Annotated in this window: 17 protein-coding genes; 11 read left to right on the top strand and 6 right to left on the bottom strand. The window is 63.1% G+C overall.

Annotation, left to right across the window (positions count from 1 at the left end):
• The first annotated feature begins 66 nt into the window (after window positions 1-66).
• From AB4048_RS15100 to AB4048_RS15090, 3 genes are all read left to right on the top strand, one after another.
• Window positions 67-702: a LysE family translocator gene (locus AB4048_RS15100; protein ID WP_442202785.1), complete on the top strand. Its 636-nt coding sequence runs from the start codon at window positions 67-69 to the stop codon at window positions 700-702.
• Window positions 703-1,034: 332 nt separating this feature from the next.
• Entirely contained in the window at window positions 1,035-1,478 is a 444-nt protein-coding gene (locus tag AB4048_RS15095) for a c-type cytochrome (protein WP_442202784.1), read from the top strand.
• A 249-nt stretch (window positions 1,479-1,727) separates the two neighbouring features.
• Entirely contained in the window at window positions 1,728-2,642 is a 915-nt protein-coding gene (locus tag AB4048_RS15090; protein ID WP_442202783.1) for a c-type cytochrome, read from the top strand.
• A 49-nt stretch (window positions 2,643-2,691) separates the two neighbouring features.
• Here the strand turns inward: AB4048_RS15090 and AB4048_RS15085 are convergent, their stop codons facing one another.
• Window positions 2,692-3,267 carry a type 1 glutamine amidotransferase family protein gene (locus tag AB4048_RS15085; protein WP_442202782.1) on the bottom strand — a complete coding sequence of 192 codons (576 nt, stop codon included), beginning with the start codon at window positions 3,265-3,267 and terminating at the stop codon, window positions 2,692-2,694.
• A gap of 93 nt (window positions 3,268-3,360) precedes the next feature.
• Complete coding sequence (locus AB4048_RS15080; protein ID WP_442202781.1) at window positions 3,361-3,849, bottom strand: GNAT family N-acetyltransferase; 489 nt, start codon at window positions 3,847-3,849, stop codon at window positions 3,361-3,363.
• A 287-nt stretch (window positions 3,850-4,136) separates the two neighbouring features.
• On the opposite strand from AB4048_RS15080, the gene dmeR reads away from it, so the two are divergent.
• The 4 genes from dmeR (at window position 4,137) to AB4048_RS15060 (ending at window position 6,868) form a co-directional block, all read left to right on the top strand.
• Window positions 4,137-4,409: a Ni(II)/Co(II)-sensing transcriptional repressor DmeR gene (gene dmeR, locus AB4048_RS15075; protein ID WP_442202780.1), complete on the top strand. Its 273-nt coding sequence runs from the start codon at window positions 4,137-4,139 to the stop codon at window positions 4,407-4,409.
• Window positions 4,410-4,446: 37 nt separating this feature from the next.
• Window positions 4,447-5,421, top strand: a complete 975-nt coding sequence (gene dmeF, locus AB4048_RS15070) for a CDF family Co(II)/Ni(II) efflux transporter DmeF (RefSeq protein WP_442202779.1) — start codon at window positions 4,447-4,449, stop codon at window positions 5,419-5,421.
• A 122-nt stretch (window positions 5,422-5,543) separates the two neighbouring features.
• A complete protein-coding gene (gene bla, locus AB4048_RS15065; protein ID WP_442202778.1) occupies window positions 5,544-6,524 on the top strand; it encodes a class A beta-lactamase in 981 nt (326 codons plus the stop codon).
• A gap of 134 nt (window positions 6,525-6,658) precedes the next feature.
• The gene (locus AB4048_RS15060; RefSeq protein ID WP_442202777.1) at window positions 6,659-6,868 is read left to right on the top strand and encodes a hypothetical protein; all 210 of its coding nucleotides are present in this window, start codon (window positions 6,659-6,661) and stop codon (window positions 6,866-6,868) included.
• Window positions 6,869-6,923: 55 nt separating this feature from the next.
• Here the strand turns inward: AB4048_RS15060 and AB4048_RS15055 are convergent, their stop codons facing one another.
• A complete protein-coding gene (locus tag AB4048_RS15055; protein ID WP_442202776.1) occupies window positions 6,924-7,715 on the bottom strand; it encodes an SDR family NAD(P)-dependent oxidoreductase in 792 nt (263 codons plus the stop codon).
• A gap of 211 nt (window positions 7,716-7,926) precedes the next feature.
• Window positions 7,927-8,946, bottom strand: coding sequence for an alcohol dehydrogenase (locus AB4048_RS15050; protein ID WP_442202917.1), 1,020 nt, complete (start codon window positions 8,944-8,946; stop codon window positions 7,927-7,929).
• A 266-nt stretch (window positions 8,947-9,212) separates the two neighbouring features.
• Here AB4048_RS15050 and AB4048_RS15045 point away from each other — a divergent pair, with 266 nt between their 5' ends.
• Both AB4048_RS15045 and AB4048_RS15040 read left to right on the top strand, forming a co-directional pair.
• On the top strand, window positions 9,213-10,019 hold the full coding sequence (locus AB4048_RS15045) for a pyrroline-5-carboxylate reductase (protein ID WP_442202775.1): 807 nt from the start codon (window positions 9,213-9,215) through the stop codon (window positions 10,017-10,019).
• 199 nt (window positions 10,020-10,218) lie between these two features.
• Window positions 10,219-10,872 (top strand): DUF2161 domain-containing phosphodiesterase, encoded by a 654-nt coding sequence (locus AB4048_RS15040; protein WP_442202774.1) that lies wholly within the window; start codon window positions 10,219-10,221, stop codon window positions 10,870-10,872.
• 93 nt (window positions 10,873-10,965) lie between these two features.
• Here AB4048_RS15040 and AB4048_RS15035 read toward each other — a convergent pair whose 3' ends face one another.
• On the bottom strand, window positions 10,966-12,819 hold the full coding sequence (locus AB4048_RS15035; RefSeq protein ID WP_442202773.1) for a tetratricopeptide repeat protein: 1,854 nt from the start codon (window positions 12,817-12,819) through the stop codon (window positions 10,966-10,968).
• 145 nt (window positions 12,820-12,964) lie between these two features.
• Between AB4048_RS15035 and AB4048_RS15030 the strand changes: the two genes are divergently transcribed.
• The gene (locus tag AB4048_RS15030) at window positions 12,965-13,453 is read left to right on the top strand and encodes a YHS domain-containing (seleno)protein (RefSeq protein WP_442202772.1); all 489 of its coding nucleotides are present in this window, start codon (window positions 12,965-12,967) and stop codon (window positions 13,451-13,453) included.
• 27 nt (window positions 13,454-13,480) lie between these two features.
• On the opposite strand, the gene AB4048_RS15025 is transcribed toward AB4048_RS15030, so the two are convergent.
• Window positions 13,481-14,989 (bottom strand): protein adenylyltransferase SelO, encoded by a 1,509-nt coding sequence (locus tag AB4048_RS15025; RefSeq protein WP_442202916.1) that lies wholly within the window; start codon window positions 14,987-14,989, stop codon window positions 13,481-13,483.
• A gap of 265 nt (window positions 14,990-15,254) precedes the next feature.
• Here AB4048_RS15025 and AB4048_RS15020 point away from each other — a divergent pair, with 265 nt between their 5' ends.
• Window positions 15,255-15,518, top strand: a complete 264-nt coding sequence (locus tag AB4048_RS15020) for a hypothetical protein (protein ID WP_442202771.1) — start codon at window positions 15,255-15,257, stop codon at window positions 15,516-15,518.
• Window positions 15,519-15,839: the final 321 nt, after the last annotated feature.

Raw genomic sequence — 15,839 nt, 5'->3', positions numbered from 1 at the left:
GTATAAGCTTGCCTATCGAATTGAAAAGCAACGCATCCCGCCGCGCGACCTCGACAGGCAACTGACATGAACTACAGCGACAATCTCTGGCTCTATTTCGTCCTCCTCTTCGGCATCATCATCGTGCCCGGCATGGACATGCTCTTCGTGCTTGCCAATGCGCTGACTGGCGGTCGGGCACGCGGCCTTGCGGCGACCGGCGGCATCATGCTCGGCGGTGCCGTGCATTCGCTCTACGGCGCGCTCGGCATCGGGCTGCTTGCGCGCTTCATGCCGTTTCTCTTCAATCCGCTGCTGATTGCCGGTGCGCTTTATATGGCCTGGATCGGCATCACCCTGGTCAGAAGTTCGATTATCGTCGACGACAAGGGACCTGCCTGCAGCCGCTCGGCATGGCGCGCGTTCCGCCAGGGGGCGATCACCTGCCTGATCAATCCGAAAGCCTATCTCTTCATGCTGGCCGTCTATCCGCAATTCCTGAAGCCGGCCTATGGGCCGATCTGGATCCAGGGATTGATCATGGGGGCGATGACGGTTTTCACGCAGTTTGCCGTATACGGCACGCTGGCGGCGACGGCGGGCAGCAGCCGGGCATTCCTCGTCTCCAATCCGGCCACGACGGCCGCCGTCGGCCGCGTCGCGGGCGCGCTGCTGGTCGCGGTCTCCGCCTTCGGCCTATGGCATGGCTGGAAGGCTGCTTGATGAGGAAAAACAAAGGGATGGATCCATCCAGTTGAATCGATGCTAGAGCTTGATGATTCAATGCGTGAACGGCAACCGGAGTGCGGTGACACCCCCCTCTGTCCTGCCGGACATCTCCCCCTCAAGGGGGGAGATTGGCTGGGGTGGGCGTCCTACTCCTAATCTCCCCCCTTGAGGGGGAGATGTCACGAAGTGACAGAGGGGGGTTCTATCTCCAACCACCTGCACGCTCTCACCATTTTGTGACTTCATAGACAATCGGAAAGCGGCCAACATGACCGGTGTAGAGAGGCGCCGGTCCTGTGCGGACGCGGACAAAGGGGAGTGGGACAATGAAGTGGAAGATGATTTCGGCTGCGGCTTTGTTTGCCGGCGTGGCGCTCTGTTCCGCCTTCGCCGCGGAAGGCACGCATGACAGCCGCATCGCCATCATGAAGAAGGTGGGCGGCGCGGCCGGTGCGCTCGCAGGGATCGCTAAGGGCGAAAAGCCCTACGATGCCGAGGTGGTGAAGGCGTCACTCTCGACGATTGCTGAAATGGCGAAGGCTTTCCCGGCACAGTTCGGCGCCGGCAGCGACATGAAGGATCCGGAAGTCAATCCGAAGCTCTGGACCAACATGGACGACTTCAAGGCGAAGGCGGCCAAACTCCAGACCGATGCGGAAACGGCGATGGCAGCGCCTCCAGCCGATCCGGCGGCAGTGGGCGCTTTGCTGAAGTCGCTCGGTGCCGATTGCGGCGCCTGCCACCAGGCCTACCGCATCAAGAAGGACTAGCGCCTGTCGGTTTCACCACATGCTTCGGCGCGGCAGACAGGACACGACCGTTTTTTTAACATCCTCCCCGCCACTTCGTGACATCTCCCCTGGTGGGGGGATGTCTGGCGGGGCCGAGGGGATGCCAAGAAGCTGGCGTGTACTATCTAAATACGCGTCAAGGACGCAACTGAGCGGGGACAGCGCGGTGGCAGCGGCCGGATGGGGCTTCCGGCGAGGCTATGCGCTAGGCGATGCGGAGACGTGGGGATGATCGCAAGATTCGTCAGGTGGCTGCTCTGCGTGCTCGGCGTCCTCGCCATTGCGCTCGGCGTCGGCTACGTCGTGTTCGCCCCGACGCCGCTGCCGGCCGAGCATTGGGCGGGGCTCGGCGAACCCGACGTCAAGAACGGCGAAATGGTATTCTGGGCGGGCGGCTGCGTCAGCTGCCATGCAGCGCCGGGTGCTGAAGGCGATGCGCGACTGACGCTCGGCGGCGGTCTTGCGCTGAAAAGTCCTTTCGGCACCTTTCACGTTCCGAACATCTCGCCCGACGAGAAGGTGGGCCTTGGCGGCTGGACGCTCGCCGATTTCGGCGACGCCATGAAGCGCGGCGTCGGCAGCCACGGCGAACACCTCTATCCGGCCTTCCCCTACGGCTCCTATACCCGCGTCACCGACAAGGATATCAATGACCTCTGGGGATTTTTAAAGACGCTGCCGAAGAGCGGCAATGTGGCCCCGCCGCATGATCTGCCCTTTCCCTTCGACATCAGGCTCGGCATCGGCCTATGGAAATTTCTCTATCTCGACGATCAGCCGCGCGTCGCGCTCGACAATCCCGACGAACGGGTAAAGCGCGGTCAATACCTGGTCGAAGGTCCCGGCCATTGCGGCGAGTGCCATACTCCGCGCGATGCGCTCGGCGGTTTCGTCAAGGACCAGTGGCTGGCCGGCGCGCCGAACCCGGAAGGCAAGGGCCGCATCCCGAACATCACGCCCGCCTCGAAATCGATGGGCAGCTGGAGCGAGAGCGATATCGTCAACTACCTGGAAACCGGCTTCACGCCGGACTTCGACACCGTCGGCGGCTCGATGACCGACGTCCAGAAAAACATCGCGCGCCTGCCCGCATCCGACCGCGAGGCGATCGCCGCCTACCTGAAGGCGGTGCCGGGGCGCTGAAGCAATTCCAGGAAAAGCGTGACGCGGTTTCCGTCCGAATGGAGACGGTCTATGCCGCCCGCGCGTGCTCGGCGCCGAAGAGCGCCATGTAGCCTTCCAGTTCCTCGCTGCTTTTGCCGAGCGCTCGATAGATTTCGGTGGTGAAAGTCACCGGTGCGGTGCCGGGGGCCGTGACGATGCGTCCGGCGCGGACCGCTTGCGGCGTATCCCGGTAGTGCGCATGGCCACGGTAGCCGGGCGTGCCGCCGATGAAATCGAGGCCATTGCTGGTATGAGGGATGGTGTTCAGCGTGCCGGCGCGTCCGAGCGAAAGGGTTGCGGCACAGATCGCGCCAACCACGCGGTCGGCGGCGGTAAACGCCGTGATCACCGGCGTGAGGTCGGGCGCTATGCCTCTTTCCCAGCTCGTTCCGCCGCAGATCGCCAGCCCGTCGAAGGCCATCGGGTCCAGGTTTTCAACGGCCGTGTCCGGCGCGACGCGAAGGCCGCCCATCGAGGTCACGGGCAGGCCGCCCGGCGTCGATGAAACGATCTCGAAGCCGAATTCGCCGCGTGCGGACGCCGTGAGCTGCGCGACTTCCCAGTCAGCGAAACCTTCGGCGTAAATGATTGCGAGCCTGGTCATGACATCCTCTCAACTGCGCTGGCGCCTACGCGAAGTATATCGCGGTCGAGCCCCCGCCGAAACCGTCGCGCCGAACCTCCGTCGCTGCGTGCCTCACGCCAGCGCCTGCAGATAGCGCATGCCGGTGACCGGGCGCGGAATGAAGTCCATGTGCTCGTAGAAGCGATACGCCTGAAAATTGCCGGTCGCGGCGCTGACCGAGAGGTAGCCGCAGCCGGCCTTTCGCGCGGTATCGCGGGCGCGATCGACGAGATGCTGGCCGACGCCGTGGCCGCGATGGCCGTCGCGGACAAAGAGGTGGTGAAGATCCATGCCGCGCTGGCCTTCCTCTGCTCTGTAGAGCGGCACGAGAATGGCGTAGCCGAGAAGGCCGTCGGCACCTTCGGCAACCAGCGCCGTGATCCAGGGCAGCGGACCGAAGAGATCGCGCTCGAGCCGTTCAGGGGTGATGGCGGCGCCATCGCCGTGATGGGCGGCAAGCAGGCGGATCATGTCGTTGAGTTCCGGCAGGTCACGCGGCTTGGCAGCCCGGATCGTGACGACTGGCGGGCGTGAGAGAGAGATATCGCTGTCGTCTAGCATGTCTTCGCGTCCTTCTTGATGTGCCGTCAGGACGCTGTTCAAACAACAAGGCCGCCTGACGGCGGCCTGTTGACATATGATCTGTCGTCAGCCGCCCGTTACCGGAACGACCAAAAATACGAGCTGTTGATGTGCGCGTTCGAGATCATGGGGGACTTGATGATCCGAAATGCGCGGCTTGTCAAGAGAGCCGACTTCGCGCTGGGGGCAGGCGACATGCGGCGGGAAAAGCGGCTTTCATTTATGCATGCCATATAGTATACCCCCCTATAGTATTTGGAGCCGTCATGTCCCACACCGTCCGCGAACAGGCAAAACTTCTGTCCCGTGTCCGCCGCCTGAAAGGGCAGATGGAGGCGGTGGAGCGCGCGCTGGAGGCGGAGCGTCCGTGCGGCGAGGTGCTGCAGCTTCTGGCTTCCATCCGGGGCGCCTTGACGGGACTTACCGGCGAGATCCTCGAGGACCACCTGCGTGAGCACGTCCTTGAGGCCGAAAGCGAGGCGGCGAGACGCCAGGCGGTCGGCGAGATCACCGATGTTTTGAAGACCTATCTGCGCTGACGTCTGCCGCGCGGAACGACGACAGGAGAGCGAAGCGATGAGCGCTTCCCATGGTGATGATGCATTGACGCACGACCACGTCTTCCTCGGCGCCGACCACCGCCGCAACGAACGCCGGGTCTGGCTGGTGATCGCGCTGACGACGGTGATGATGGTGGTGGAGATCGGCGCGGGAACGGCCTTTGGTTCCATGGCGCTGGTGGCCGACGGCTGGCACATGTCGACGCATGCGAGCGCGCTCTTGATCTCGGCGCTTGCCTATCTCTATGCCCGCCGCCAGGCCCGCAGCCGGCGCTTCACCTTCGGCACCGGCAAGTTCGGCGATCTCGCCGGCTTCGCCAGCGCCATCGTGCTGGCGCTCGTCGCATTGCTGATGGGCTGGGAGAGCCTCAGGCGGCTGATGCAACCGGTAGCGATCGATTTTTCCGAGGCGATTGCCATTGCCACCGTCGGCCTTGCCGTCAATCTCGTCAGCGCCGGGCTCTTGCGCGACGACCACGATCATCACCACGGCGCTCACCACCATCATGAGCACAACCATCATGAACACGGCCATCATCATCACGGCGATCACGGCGGCGGCAAGGACAATAATCTGCGGTCCGCCTACGTTCACGTCATCGCCGATGCCTTCACCTCGGTGCTGGCGATTGCAGCACTTCTCGCCGGTAGCCGCTTCGGCTGGGTGTGGCTCGACCCCCTGATGGGCATCGTCGGCGGGCTGGTCATCGCGCAATGGGCCTTTGGGCTGGCGAAGGCCTCAGGCTCGGTGTTGCTCGATGCGCTGCCGCAGGGCGAGGATCTGCCGGCGGAAATCCGCGCGGCGATCGAGACCGGCGCCGACCGCATTACCGACCTTCACGTCTGGCAGGTCGGCCCCGGCCATCACGCCGCAATCGTTTCAGTCGTGACGCCGCAGCGCCAGGAGCCGTCCTTCTACAAGAAAAAGCTCTCCGGCATCCATGAACTCTCCCATGTCACGGTGGAGGTCACGCTCGCAGGCGCTGCATAGCGGCGTGGACCGCGCTCTGCCTGAAACGATAACGGCTTCCCTTCATTTCGGTCTTTTGCAACAGACGCTTGCCATATTCGCCGCGTAGCTGAGAATCAGCCTGATTCTGCCGGAGGCTTCGCATGTCCGTTTCTACCACCCGTCGCCGTCTGCTCATCGGCTCGGCCCTCGTTCTGCCAGCGTTGGCGTTGCCGCCGCGATTGGCTCTTGCCGATGATCCAGCGCCGGCGTCGGCGCCGAATGCGCAAGGCGCGCTTGATGAATACGGGCTGCCGAGCAGCGCGCCTTCGGCTGCCGACCAGGCAGTCCAGGACGATGCCGACAAGCAGCTTGCCGCGATCGAGCAGCGGATGGGTGGCCGTCTTGGCGTGTCCGTGCTCGATACCGAAACGAATATTTCGCTCGGCGCACGCGAAACCGAACGCTTCGCGCTCGGCAGTACCGTCAACGCGCTCATCGTCGGCTTCACGCTCGCAAGGGTCGACCAGGGCGCCGAGAAGCTCGACCGTCGCATCACCTTTTCCAAGGACGCGGTGGTCGCCGGCTCGCCGGCAACCGAGGCGCATGAGGGCGGCGAGGGCATGACCGTTGCCGAGCTTTGCAAGGCCGCCGTTACCGCCGCCGACAACACCGCCGCCAATCTGCTTCTGGATGCGTCCGGCGGGGCAAAGGCACTGACCGCCTGGCTGCGCAGCACCGGCGACACGGAAACCCGCGTCGACCGCCCGGCGCCGGAGTTCGACGATCGCAAGGCCGACGATCCGCGCGACACGACGACGCCGGATTCCATGCTCGACACGATCGGTCTCTTGACCCTCGGCAATACGCTGAGCGACACGTTGCGTGCGCAGCTCGTCGACTGGATGGTATCGGAAAGACTGGCCGACGCCCGCCTTCGCGCCGGTCTCGCCAAGGACTGGAAGGTCGGGGGCATCGCGACCACCGGCAAGGACGGCGCTGCCGCCGATATCGCCGTCATCTGGCCGCCGGAGCGCGGGCCGGTCCTGGTGACCGCCTATGTCGCCGACGCGAAGCTTGCCGGCGCGGAACTCGACGCCGCCTTCGCCGACATATCGAAGATCATCGCGGGAATGGTGGGGTAGGGCAATTCCAGGAAAAGCGTGATGCGGTTTTCCGTCCGGAATTGCGTAAAAACAAACAGATAGAGCGGCGGCGCAAAGCCGTTGCGTGGCTTCGAGTGACGTGCATAGGATGCACGCCAAAGGCGGGGTGCCATATGCCGATTCTCGTTCAGCTTCCTTTGGGGATAGCAGGCGTCATCGCCGGATATTTCGTCTCGCGCGATACCCTGCATTTCACCCTGGTCCAGACCGGCATCGCGCTGGTCATGCTGGCGATTTTCTGCGCGGTGCTGATCAACGCCCGCCGCATTCGCGGCGCGATCCGCTCGATGATAGGCAAGCCGGATGACGATCGCACCGCGTGAGTGGGTGCGATCGTGCCCGGAGCAATTCCAAGAAAAGCGCGACGGTAGAGTAGAGCTAGGCGATCTTGTCGAAATAGGTCATGCCGACATTGGCGATGAGTGATCCGCCGTCGACGGCGAGCACGGCGCCGTTGACGAAGGATGCGGCCGGCGACAGCAACCAGGCGATCGCCTCGGCAGCTTCATTGGCCGTGCCGGCCCGCCGCTGGGGAACGTCCTCGCTGACCTTGGCGTAGGCGCCCTCCAGGTCTTCGGCGATGTTCATCGTCGCCATTTCCTCATCGCCCATCTCCGTGCGTATCCATCCAGGTGCAACGATATTGGCGCGCAGGCCGTTGCGCGCATGCTCATAGGCGATCGCCTGCGTCATCAGCGTGAGGCCGGCTTTCGACGCGGAGTAGGCTGCAAGCCCCGGACCTGTCTGCACCGCGCCGACTGAACTGACCGAGACGATGGCACCGTGGCGGGCAAGCAGATGCGGCAAGGCCGTCTGCGCCAGCACGAACGGCCCGGTCAGATTGATCGCCAACTGCTGGTTCCAGTTTTCGAGCGAGGTCTCGGCAAACGGCTTGGTAATGACGATGCCGGCATTGAGCACCAGCCCGTCCAGCCTGCCGAACCGCGCGACGATATCGCCGATCAGCTTGCTCGCGGCCGCCGGATCGCCGATGTCGGCGACGAACGGGTGGATGCCGTCGGCGCGTTCGGCGACCGCCTTCAGCGCATCGCCGCGCCGACCGCAAATGGCCACCTCATATTCGCCCGAAAGCCGCACCGCCGTAGCCGCGCCGATGCCGCTTCCACCGCCGGTAACCAAAACGACCGGTTTGCTGCTGCCCTCAACCAAGAAAATCTCCTCCGAATTTTATCTGCAAATGCATACATATTGGAGATATGGAGTCGTGTCGAGAAGGGAGCAATTCGGCTTGCGCCTCGTTGATCGAGGCCGAGATCCATCTTGCTGTCGGCGCGAACGCACATGCGCCAGGGCCGCCGCGTGTTCGCCTGGCGACTGTTCGGTGAAGTCGCCAGGCATTTCCGATGTCGGCAGAGAGAGACTATTTGCCGGTCGTGATCACCATCCGGAACCGCGCCGCGCCGCTCATCATCCGCTCATAGGCCTCGGCAGCCCGCTCGAGCGGCATCGTTTCGATCATCGGCCGAATGTCGGCGAGGGCACTGAACGCAAGCGTGTCTTCCGAGTCGCTCGATGTTCCGGAAGGCCATCCCTGGATCCCGCGACGCCCGCCAATCAACAGGAGTGGCGAGACCTCGATCGGCTCGGCCGAAACACCCACTACGATCAACTTGCCATTAACGGCCAGTCCGCCAAGCACCGCGCTCATCGCCTGCGAATTGGTGACCGTGGACAGGATCACGCGGGCGCCGCCCAGCTTGCTCAGTTCGGCGGCGACATCCTGGGTCGTGCTGTCAAGGTAGACATGAGCGCCGAGCTCACGCGCCAGCGGCTCCTTGTCGGCGCCGCGCGCGATGGCCACCGTCCGGCAGCCCATCTTCGCGGAAAATTGCACCCCGAGATGACCGAGCCCGCCGATACCAAGCACGGCAACGGTATCACCCGCACGAACGCCGCTGTTGCGCAATGCGTTGTAGGTCGTGATGCCCGCGCACAGAAGCGGCGCGGCCTCGGCCGCCCCGAGTTCATCGGGGATGGCAGCCAGAGCCTCAAACGGCGCGACCATATACTCCGCATAGCCGCCGTCATAACTGATGCCTGGAATTTGCGCGTTCTCGCAGGTTATGAAATCGCCGCGACGGCAGGAGGTGCAATGCCCACAATGGCCGCCGTGCCAGCCAACGCCGACGCGTTTGCCAGGTTTCCAATTCGGCACGCGCTCACCGACCTTCTCGATGACGCCGACCACTTCGTGGCCAGGCACGCGCGGATAGGCGATGCCCGGAAATGCTCCCATTACAGTGAAGGCGTCGCTGTGGCATACGCCGCAGGCCTGGACCTTGATTAAGACCTGGCCAGCGCCGGGGGTCGGAATCTCCCGTTCGACCAGTTGCAATGAGCCGTTCGCGTTCTTGACTTCAACAGCGCGCATGCTTGGCATGGAACCCTCCTCAGATTTCGTTACCTTACGTTCAGCAGGCATTGGCATCGCCCTCACCACGGCAGGCTTGGCATGCGTGGCCGCATCTAGCGCGCTGAGGGCCCTTCTTCAATCCAGCGCGCGGCCTTGTCTCCATGCGGCCGCCGACGGCGCTTGCGCCAACGTCGACGACGGTCTGGACAAGTTGGGGCGCTTCGGGCGTATTGGAAGCCGGTATAGGCTGCAGCGCTCGTTGCGGGGCGCAAGCCGTCGCAAGGGGGGTGCCAATGGAGATCGATCCGAAGCGGATGACGATCGGGTTCGTGGGGACGGGAGCGATTACGGATGCGGTCGTCACCGGCCTTAGCAAGACGGAGTTTCGCGACACCTCGATCGTGGTGTCGCCTCGCAGCGAAAGCGTCGCCGCCCGCCTCGCCGCGGCGAACCGGAACGTGTCGATCGCATCGGGCAACCAGGATGTCCTCGACCGATCCGATCTCGTATTCCTGGCGGTAAGGCCGCAGATCGCCGAGGAGGTCGTCCGCGCTCTGCAATTTCGGCCGAACCACCATGTCATCAGCTTTGTCGCGGCCACGCCACTCGATGGACTGCAGGCGTGGATCGATCAGCCTGTTCGCCTGAGCCAGGCAATTCCGCTTCCTTTCGTCGCCGATCTCCAGGGCGCGACCGCGATCCACCCGCCCGACGAGGTTTCAAATGCCGTCTTCTCGGTGCTCGGAGCGGCGGTCCAAGTTGAAAGCAAACGCGAGTTCGATCTTCTCGCCACGGCGAGTTCCCTGATGGGCACCTATTTCGGCATCCTGGACGCGACGTCGAGCTGGCTGGAGAGCCAGGGACTTCCCAAGGCCTCTGGCGACGCCTACCTCCGTCAGTTGTTTTCCGGCCTTGCCCATGCCGCCCGTTCAAGACCTCTCACGAGCTTTGACGAGCTCGTCGGCGAGCATTCGACCAAGGGCGGGTTGAACGAACAGGTGCTCGAGGACTTCCGCAAGTTCCGTGGGACCGCGGCGCTGGAAAAGGCCCTCGGTCGCGTTCTTGCACGCATTCGACCTGCCGATAGCAAACTCTCTTGAGGTCGGCTTTTGGCCGTTGAAGCCGACATTGCGGGCCAGACCCGAACGGTGTTGGAAGTGGTGCGTCAGGCGATATCATTAGGCGTTCGTGACGCCTTGGAAGTGAACGCGACCTCCACGTCGCCAACCCACGGTGACGCGCAACGGCTATCGATGTAGCCTGGGGGAACGATTCTCAAATTTCAAAATCCCCCGAAATATGGAAACTTCTCTTTACCTGCCCGTGAAGGGCTTTCTCGAAAAGGCGGGCTACGTCGTCAAAGGCGAAGTTGGCGGCTGCGATCTTGTCGGCCTCAATGATGGCGATCCGCCGGTTGTGGTGATCTGCGAGCTGAAGCTGACCTTCAATCTCGAGCTCATTCTGCAGGCCGTCGACCGGGCCGCGGTTTCGGACGAGGTTTGGATCGCCGCCAGAATATCGGCCAAAGGCAGAGGACGAGAGGCCGACAAGCGCTACCGCGATCTCTGCCGCCGACTGGGCATCGGCATGCTGGGCATCTCCGATACCGGCGATGTCAGCATAATCGTAGGCTCCGTATCACCAATGCCTCGGACCAATTCGAAACGGCGTTCGCGCCTCGTCAGCGAACACCGGCGTCGACGCGGCGATCCAGCGCTTGGCGGCAGCACGCGCGCACCGGTCATGACGGCATATCGCCAGCAGGCGCTCGGCTGTGCGGCGGCTCTCGCCGCAGGACCGTCGCGTGTTCGCGAGATCAGGGCGGGCGTACCCGAGGCGGGCAAGATACTGCTTTCCAATGTATATGGCTGGTTTGAACGGCTCGACAGAGGCATCTACGGTTTGACGGATGCCGGCCGCGAAGCGCTACAGCGATGGCCGCAGCCGGGTTGACCGTCGGCGACGCCGATGACCTTCGACCTCGGCTCGACCAGCCATGTGTCGGGCAAACCTTCGCCGGAAGCATCGCGGCGGCCTCGTGACCTGTCAGTCCAGTCCTGCCTTGATGAGACCGTCAGCGACGAGTTTGCGAGACTTGTCGTCGCGCCATTGTTCGACGAAAAGCGCGGTCTTGAAGAATGGCCAACGCCGCGTAACCTCGTCGGCGGCGCGTTTGGCATCCGGCGCGCGGCCGATTTGCGCATAGGTCGCGGCCAGTCCCGCGAAGACGAAATAGGTTGCTTCCCCTCCGGCAAGTGGCTCCAGAGTGGCGACGGCCTCCTCGTAGCGGCCGGCAAGGAAATAGGCGAAGCCCAAAACAGAGACATGGTCCGACGGGAGCGTGGGATCAAACAGCCTCGCCTTTTCGACGGCCTCGATGGCTCCGTTGGCATCACCCGCCCACATGAGCATGGAGCCGAGCGAGGCATAACCATAGGCGTCGCTCGGATTGATCTCGATGGCGCGGTTCGTCTCCAGGATCGCGCGGTCGTATTCTCCCCGCGCAAGGTAAACGTAGGCGAGCAATTGATGCGCGTCGGTCAGTTCGGGAGAGAGAGACAGCGCCTGACGGCCGAGCGCCTCGGCTTGTTTCAGGGCATCGCCGACAAATTCACTCCAGCCCTGGTTTGCCTCCAGCAGGTAAGTCTCCCCAAGGGCGGAGATTGCGCCGGCATAGCGCGGGTCCAGCTCGATGGCTTTTTCGAATATTGCGCGCGCGGCAAGCACCTCTGCGCGACCGCCAGTTGCCAGATGGGCACGTCCGCGAAGGAAGTAGTCATAGGCATCGAGGCTCTGCGTCCCTTTTTGAAGCGCCCGATCCTGCTCGATGCGCGACAGCTTGATTGCGAGAGCGCCGGTGATGTTGCGGGTGATCTCGTCCTGCAAGGCGAAGATGTCGGTGAGCTCCCTGTCGAATTGCCGCGTCCACAGATGGATGTCCGTATCGGTGTCGGTCAGGTCCACGGACACTCTTATTCGATCGCCGCTCCGGCGCACGCTGCCCCTGACGACGTAGCGTACGCCGAGCTTCTGCGGTAAATCCGCAAGGTCGCCGGTATTGTTTTTGAACCTCGCGGTCGCGGCGCTCGCCAGAACCGAGAGATCGGAAAAGCGGCCCAGGGCTGCGACCATATCCTCGGTGATCCCATCGCTGAAATAGTCCTGCTCCTTATCGCCGCTCAGATTGGCGAAGGGCAGAACGGCGATGATCGGTTGGCCCGATCCGTTGTAAGCTGCGTGTTCGGGGGGCCGCAGAAAAACTGCGGTACCGACGACAGCCAGCGCTACCGCCACCATCGCGCCGGCAATTCCCAGCCGGTACCAGGAATGCCGACCCGTGCGCCCGAAGATCCTCGCCGGCCTGGCCTTCCCACCCACGGCAGGAACGAAGAAAACCTGGATCGGCCGCGCGATATTCTTCAGCTGCTTCGTGCCAAGGTCGATGAAGTCGAAATCGAACTTGTCCCTGACCTGCTCTCGCACGCTGCCGGAGATGCAGATGCCGCCCGGCTCTGCCAGCGTTTGAAGCCGCTCGGCGATATTGATGCCCTCGCCGTAGAGGTTTTGCGCTTCGACGATCACGTCTCCGAGATTGATGCCGATCCGAAAAGGCATGCGCTCCTCTTCGGGAGCCGCATGATCGAGCGCGGCGATCGATCGTTGGATCTCCAGTGCCGCCTTCAGCGCATCGACCGCGCTTGGAAATTCCGCGACGACACTGTCGCCGGCTCCTCCGAAGACACGGCCGTGATAAGCGCCGATCTCACGTTCGATGAGATCGCGCCTCGCATGCAAGGCGCGCAAGGTGCGTTCCTCGTCCTTGCCCATCTGCCGCGAAAAACCGACAGCATCGGCGATCAGGATAGCGGCGAGTTTTCTGAGCGACGAATGATCTTCCATGCCGCATCGCCTATCGTGTCGGTGTATCCCCGCAATCAAGCCCGCGTTGCGTCAGATGAAGAACATAGCTCCTCCAGTGCAAATAGAGTAAAATTCCTGCACGAAATCGCACTTCGCAAGGTTTGGCTCGGCCAGGAGGTGGCGAATGTTTGTCTCCAGACGAGATTTCCTGTTGTTGACCTGCACGATCGGGATCTACGCCGGCCTATCGGCCGGGCTGCAGGCGTTCGGCGAAGACACCAAGGTCCCCGTAAGCGTCAATCTCAAAAAGGTGGCGATAGGGGGCTACGATAGCGTCGCCTATTTCACCGACGGACGACCGATCCAGGGCAAGTCAGACTTTGAGACCGAGTGGCTGGGTGCGCGTTGGTGGTTTGCGAACGAGGCGCATCGCGACATGTTCGCCAAGCAGCCGGAGACCTACGCGCCGCGTTTCGGCGGCTTTTGTGCGGGGGCCATGGTTCTTGGCACCACCGTTAAGGCCGATCCGGAGGTCTGGGCGATTATCGATGGCAAGCTCTACCTTAATGCCGACAAGGAAGGTCTGGCCGATTTTCAGAGCAGCAGCGCCTCCAACATCCAAAGCGCGGAAGAACATTGGAGGTCATTGGCCGACAAGGGCCGCCCCCAGTGAGGAGCAATGTCCTCAGCGAAGCTGGGCTCACGTCCCGCAGAAGGTCTGCAGCACGCGCTCGGCGGGCTGCGGCGGCCGCGTGTAGGGCTCGAACTCCGGCTGGTCCTCATAGGGCTTGGCGAGCACCCTCAGCAGCGCTTCGAACAGCGAGAAATCGTCGTCCTCGACCGCCGCCTGGATCGCCTGTTCGATGCGGTGGTTGCGGGGAATGAAGGCCGGGTTGACGCGCCGCATCGCCGCCTTCCGCTGGAGCGTGGCTTGCGGATCCCGCGACAGGCGTTCCCGCCAGCGGTCAAGCCAGGGGGAGAGTGCCGCCGGGTCCTTGAAGCTGGCCGCGAAGCCTTCCTCATCCATGCCCGCTTCCATCGTGCCTGAAAGGCGGCGGAAGGCGAGGGTGAAATCGGCCTCCCCATCCTGCATCAGCGCCAAAAGCGCCTGGACGAGATCGAGATCGTCTTCCTCAGTGTTGGCAAGGCCGATCTTGCGGCGCATGCCGGCAAGCCAATGATGCTGGAAGCGCTCGCCATAATCCTTGATGACGGCGTTGGCGGCTTCCACCGCCCTGTCCACATCCGCGTCGATCAGCGGCAGCAGCGTCTCGCCGAGCCTTGCAAGGTTCCATTGGCCGATGGCTGGCTGGTTGGCATAGGCGTAGCGGCCGTTCTGGTCGATCGAGGAAAACACAGTGCCGGCATGGTAGGTGTCGACGAAGGCGCAGGGGCCGAAGTCGATGGTTTCGCCTGAAATCGTCATGTTGTCGGTGTTCATGACGCCGTGGATGAAGCCGATCTGCAGCCAGCGGGCGATCAGCGCCGCCTGCCGCTCCGACACGGCCCGATAGAGCGCGAGATAGGGGGCATCGCTGCCCTTCAGCTCCGGATAGTGGCGGTCGATGACATAGTCGGCGAGCGTCCTGATGCCCTCGTCATCGCCGCGTGCGGCGAAGAACTGGAACGTGCCGACGCGGATGTGGCTGGCAGCGACCCGGGTGAAGACGGCGCCGGGAAGAATGTCCTCGCGGTAGACCGGCTGGCCGGTGGTGACGGCCGCGAGCGCCCGCGTCGTCGGAACCCCAAGCGCATGCATCGCCTCGCTGACGATATATTCGCGCAACACCGGGCCGAGCGCCGCGCGCCCGTCGCCGCGCCGCGAGAAGGGGGTCTGGCCCGCACCCTTCAGCTGAATGTCTCGGCGCTTGCCGTTGCGGTCGACGACCTCGCCGAGAAGGATGGCGCGGCCGTCGCCGAGCTGCGGCACGAACTGGCCGAACTGGTGGCCGGCATAGGCCATCGCCAGCGGATCGGCGCCCGCCGGCACGAGATTGCCGGAAAAGATCGCTGCCCCCTCGCGCTTCAGCGCCTCGACGTTGAGCCCGAGTTCTTCGGCGAGCGCTTCATTGAGCTTGATCAATCTGGGAGCGGTCGCCGCCGACGGCGCCTGGCGCGCGAAAAATTGCGGCGGCAGGCGCGCGTAGCTGTTGTCGAACGGGATCGCCGATGCGTCGAGCGCTGTGGTTTCAAACGGTGTCGAGGTCATGGCCTTAAGGTAGGGTGGGCAGGCGAGGGGCGCAAGCGCCGTGGCGCGCGCCGGGCCTTCCGCCGTCTCCTCATTCACAGGATCGGCTGTCGAAAAAACCTGGAAATTGAAGGTAAGATCGCTGTTTTGAGCGGAATGCCCTTGCCTTGCCGGCACTTCTTCCTAAGTGGTGCCGTACTTGTCCCTAGGTGGTGACGGTGGTAGTATCCGCCTCCGCCGCTTCACGGAGGTTCATAGTCTCATGAACGAGGAGGTTCATAGTCCCATGAACGAGAGGCTTAACGTGGAATTGACTGGCCAGCAGGCAGAAGCGCTTCGCCGGTTAGTCGCAGCCGGCACCTATTCCGATGCCGCTGAAATTTTCTCAGAAGCACTGGACGACTGGTTCGCAAAGCGCGATGCCATGGCCAGTGACATGGAATTGCTGCGCAGGCTGTGCAGCGTCGGGGCGAGCAGCGTTGCCGCCCGTTCGGTAGACTTTGCCGGTATCCGCCGCGCGGCACGCCGCCGGCCGAGCAGCCACGCATAGCTCTGCGCGCGCTGGATCGTACAGCGTCTTTAATTTCAGCGCCCAACATCTAAAAATCGAGTTCGAGCATTTCGCTGACCCGGAAACCGGGAAAGCGGAGTGCTCGTCTCCCCTGTGCGCGCCTCGCGGAATTGCGTAAAACAACCAAATAGAGGGTTAGCGAGCTAACGCTCTAGACCGTTTCCGCTTTGGTCTGAATCTGAGGTGATTCCCGAATCAGGATGATTGTGATTCAAGATGCTGGCTGGATGGAGGCCAGTATCTATGACCCGACCTTTGTCGAACGACCTTCGTGATCGCGTTGTCGCTGCTGTGTGGAGC

The sequence above is a fragment of the Rhizobium sp. RAF56 genome (genome assembly GCF_052113965.1).
Lineage (GTDB): Bacteria > Pseudomonadota > Alphaproteobacteria > Rhizobiales > Rhizobiaceae > Rhizobium.
The sequence above is the reverse complement of the archived record's forward strand: the minus strand, read 5'-3'. Positions and strand labels throughout refer to the sequence as shown.

Bases quoted from the DNA above. Each gene is read 5' to 3' on its own strand.
- AB4048_RS15090 (WP_442202783.1), top strand. From the start codon at position 1,728: ATGATCGCAAGATTCGTCAGGTGGCTGCTCTGCGTGCTCGGCGTCCTC.
- AB4048_RS15050 (WP_442202917.1), bottom strand. From the start codon at position 8,946: ATGCCAAGCATGCGCGCTGTTGAAGTCAAGAACGCGAACGGCTCATTG.
- AB4048_RS15060 (WP_442202777.1), top strand. From the start codon at position 6,659: ATGCCGATTCTCGTTCAGCTTCCTTTGGGGATAGCAGGCGTCATCGCC.
- dmeR (WP_442202780.1), top strand. From the start codon at position 4,137: ATGTCCCACACCGTCCGCGAACAGGCAAAACTTCTGTCCCGTGTCCGC.
- AB4048_RS15100 (WP_442202785.1), top strand. From the start codon at position 67: ATGAACTACAGCGACAATCTCTGGCTCTATTTCGTCCTCCTCTTCGGC.
- AB4048_RS15095 (WP_442202784.1), top strand. From the start codon at position 1,035: ATGAAGTGGAAGATGATTTCGGCTGCGGCTTTGTTTGCCGGCGTGGCG.
- dmeF (WP_442202779.1), top strand. From the start codon at position 4,447: ATGAGCGCTTCCCATGGTGATGATGCATTGACGCACGACCACGTCTTC.
- AB4048_RS15035 (WP_442202773.1), bottom strand. From the start codon at position 12,819: ATGGAAGATCATTCGTCGCTCAGAAAACTCGCCGCTATCCTGATCGCC.
- AB4048_RS15085 (WP_442202782.1), bottom strand. From the start codon at position 3,267: ATGACCAGGCTCGCAATCATTTACGCCGAAGGTTTCGCTGACTGGGAA.
- AB4048_RS15040 (WP_442202774.1), top strand. From the start codon at position 10,219: ATGGAAACTTCTCTTTACCTGCCCGTGAAGGGCTTTCTCGAAAAGGCG.
- AB4048_RS15020 (WP_442202771.1), top strand. From the start codon at position 15,255: ATGAACGAGAGGCTTAACGTGGAATTGACTGGCCAGCAGGCAGAAGCG.
- bla (WP_442202778.1), top strand. From the start codon at position 5,544: ATGTCCGTTTCTACCACCCGTCGCCGTCTGCTCATCGGCTCGGCCCTC.
- AB4048_RS15025 (WP_442202916.1), bottom strand. From the start codon at position 14,989: ATGACCTCGACACCGTTTGAAACCACAGCGCTCGACGCATCGGCGATC.
- AB4048_RS15045 (WP_442202775.1), top strand. From the start codon at position 9,213: ATGGAGATCGATCCGAAGCGGATGACGATCGGGTTCGTGGGGACGGGA.
- AB4048_RS15030 (WP_442202772.1), top strand. From the start codon at position 12,965: ATGTTTGTCTCCAGACGAGATTTCCTGTTGTTGACCTGCACGATCGGG.
- AB4048_RS15080 (WP_442202781.1), bottom strand. From the start codon at position 3,849: ATGCTAGACGACAGCGATATCTCTCTCTCACGCCCGCCAGTCGTCACG.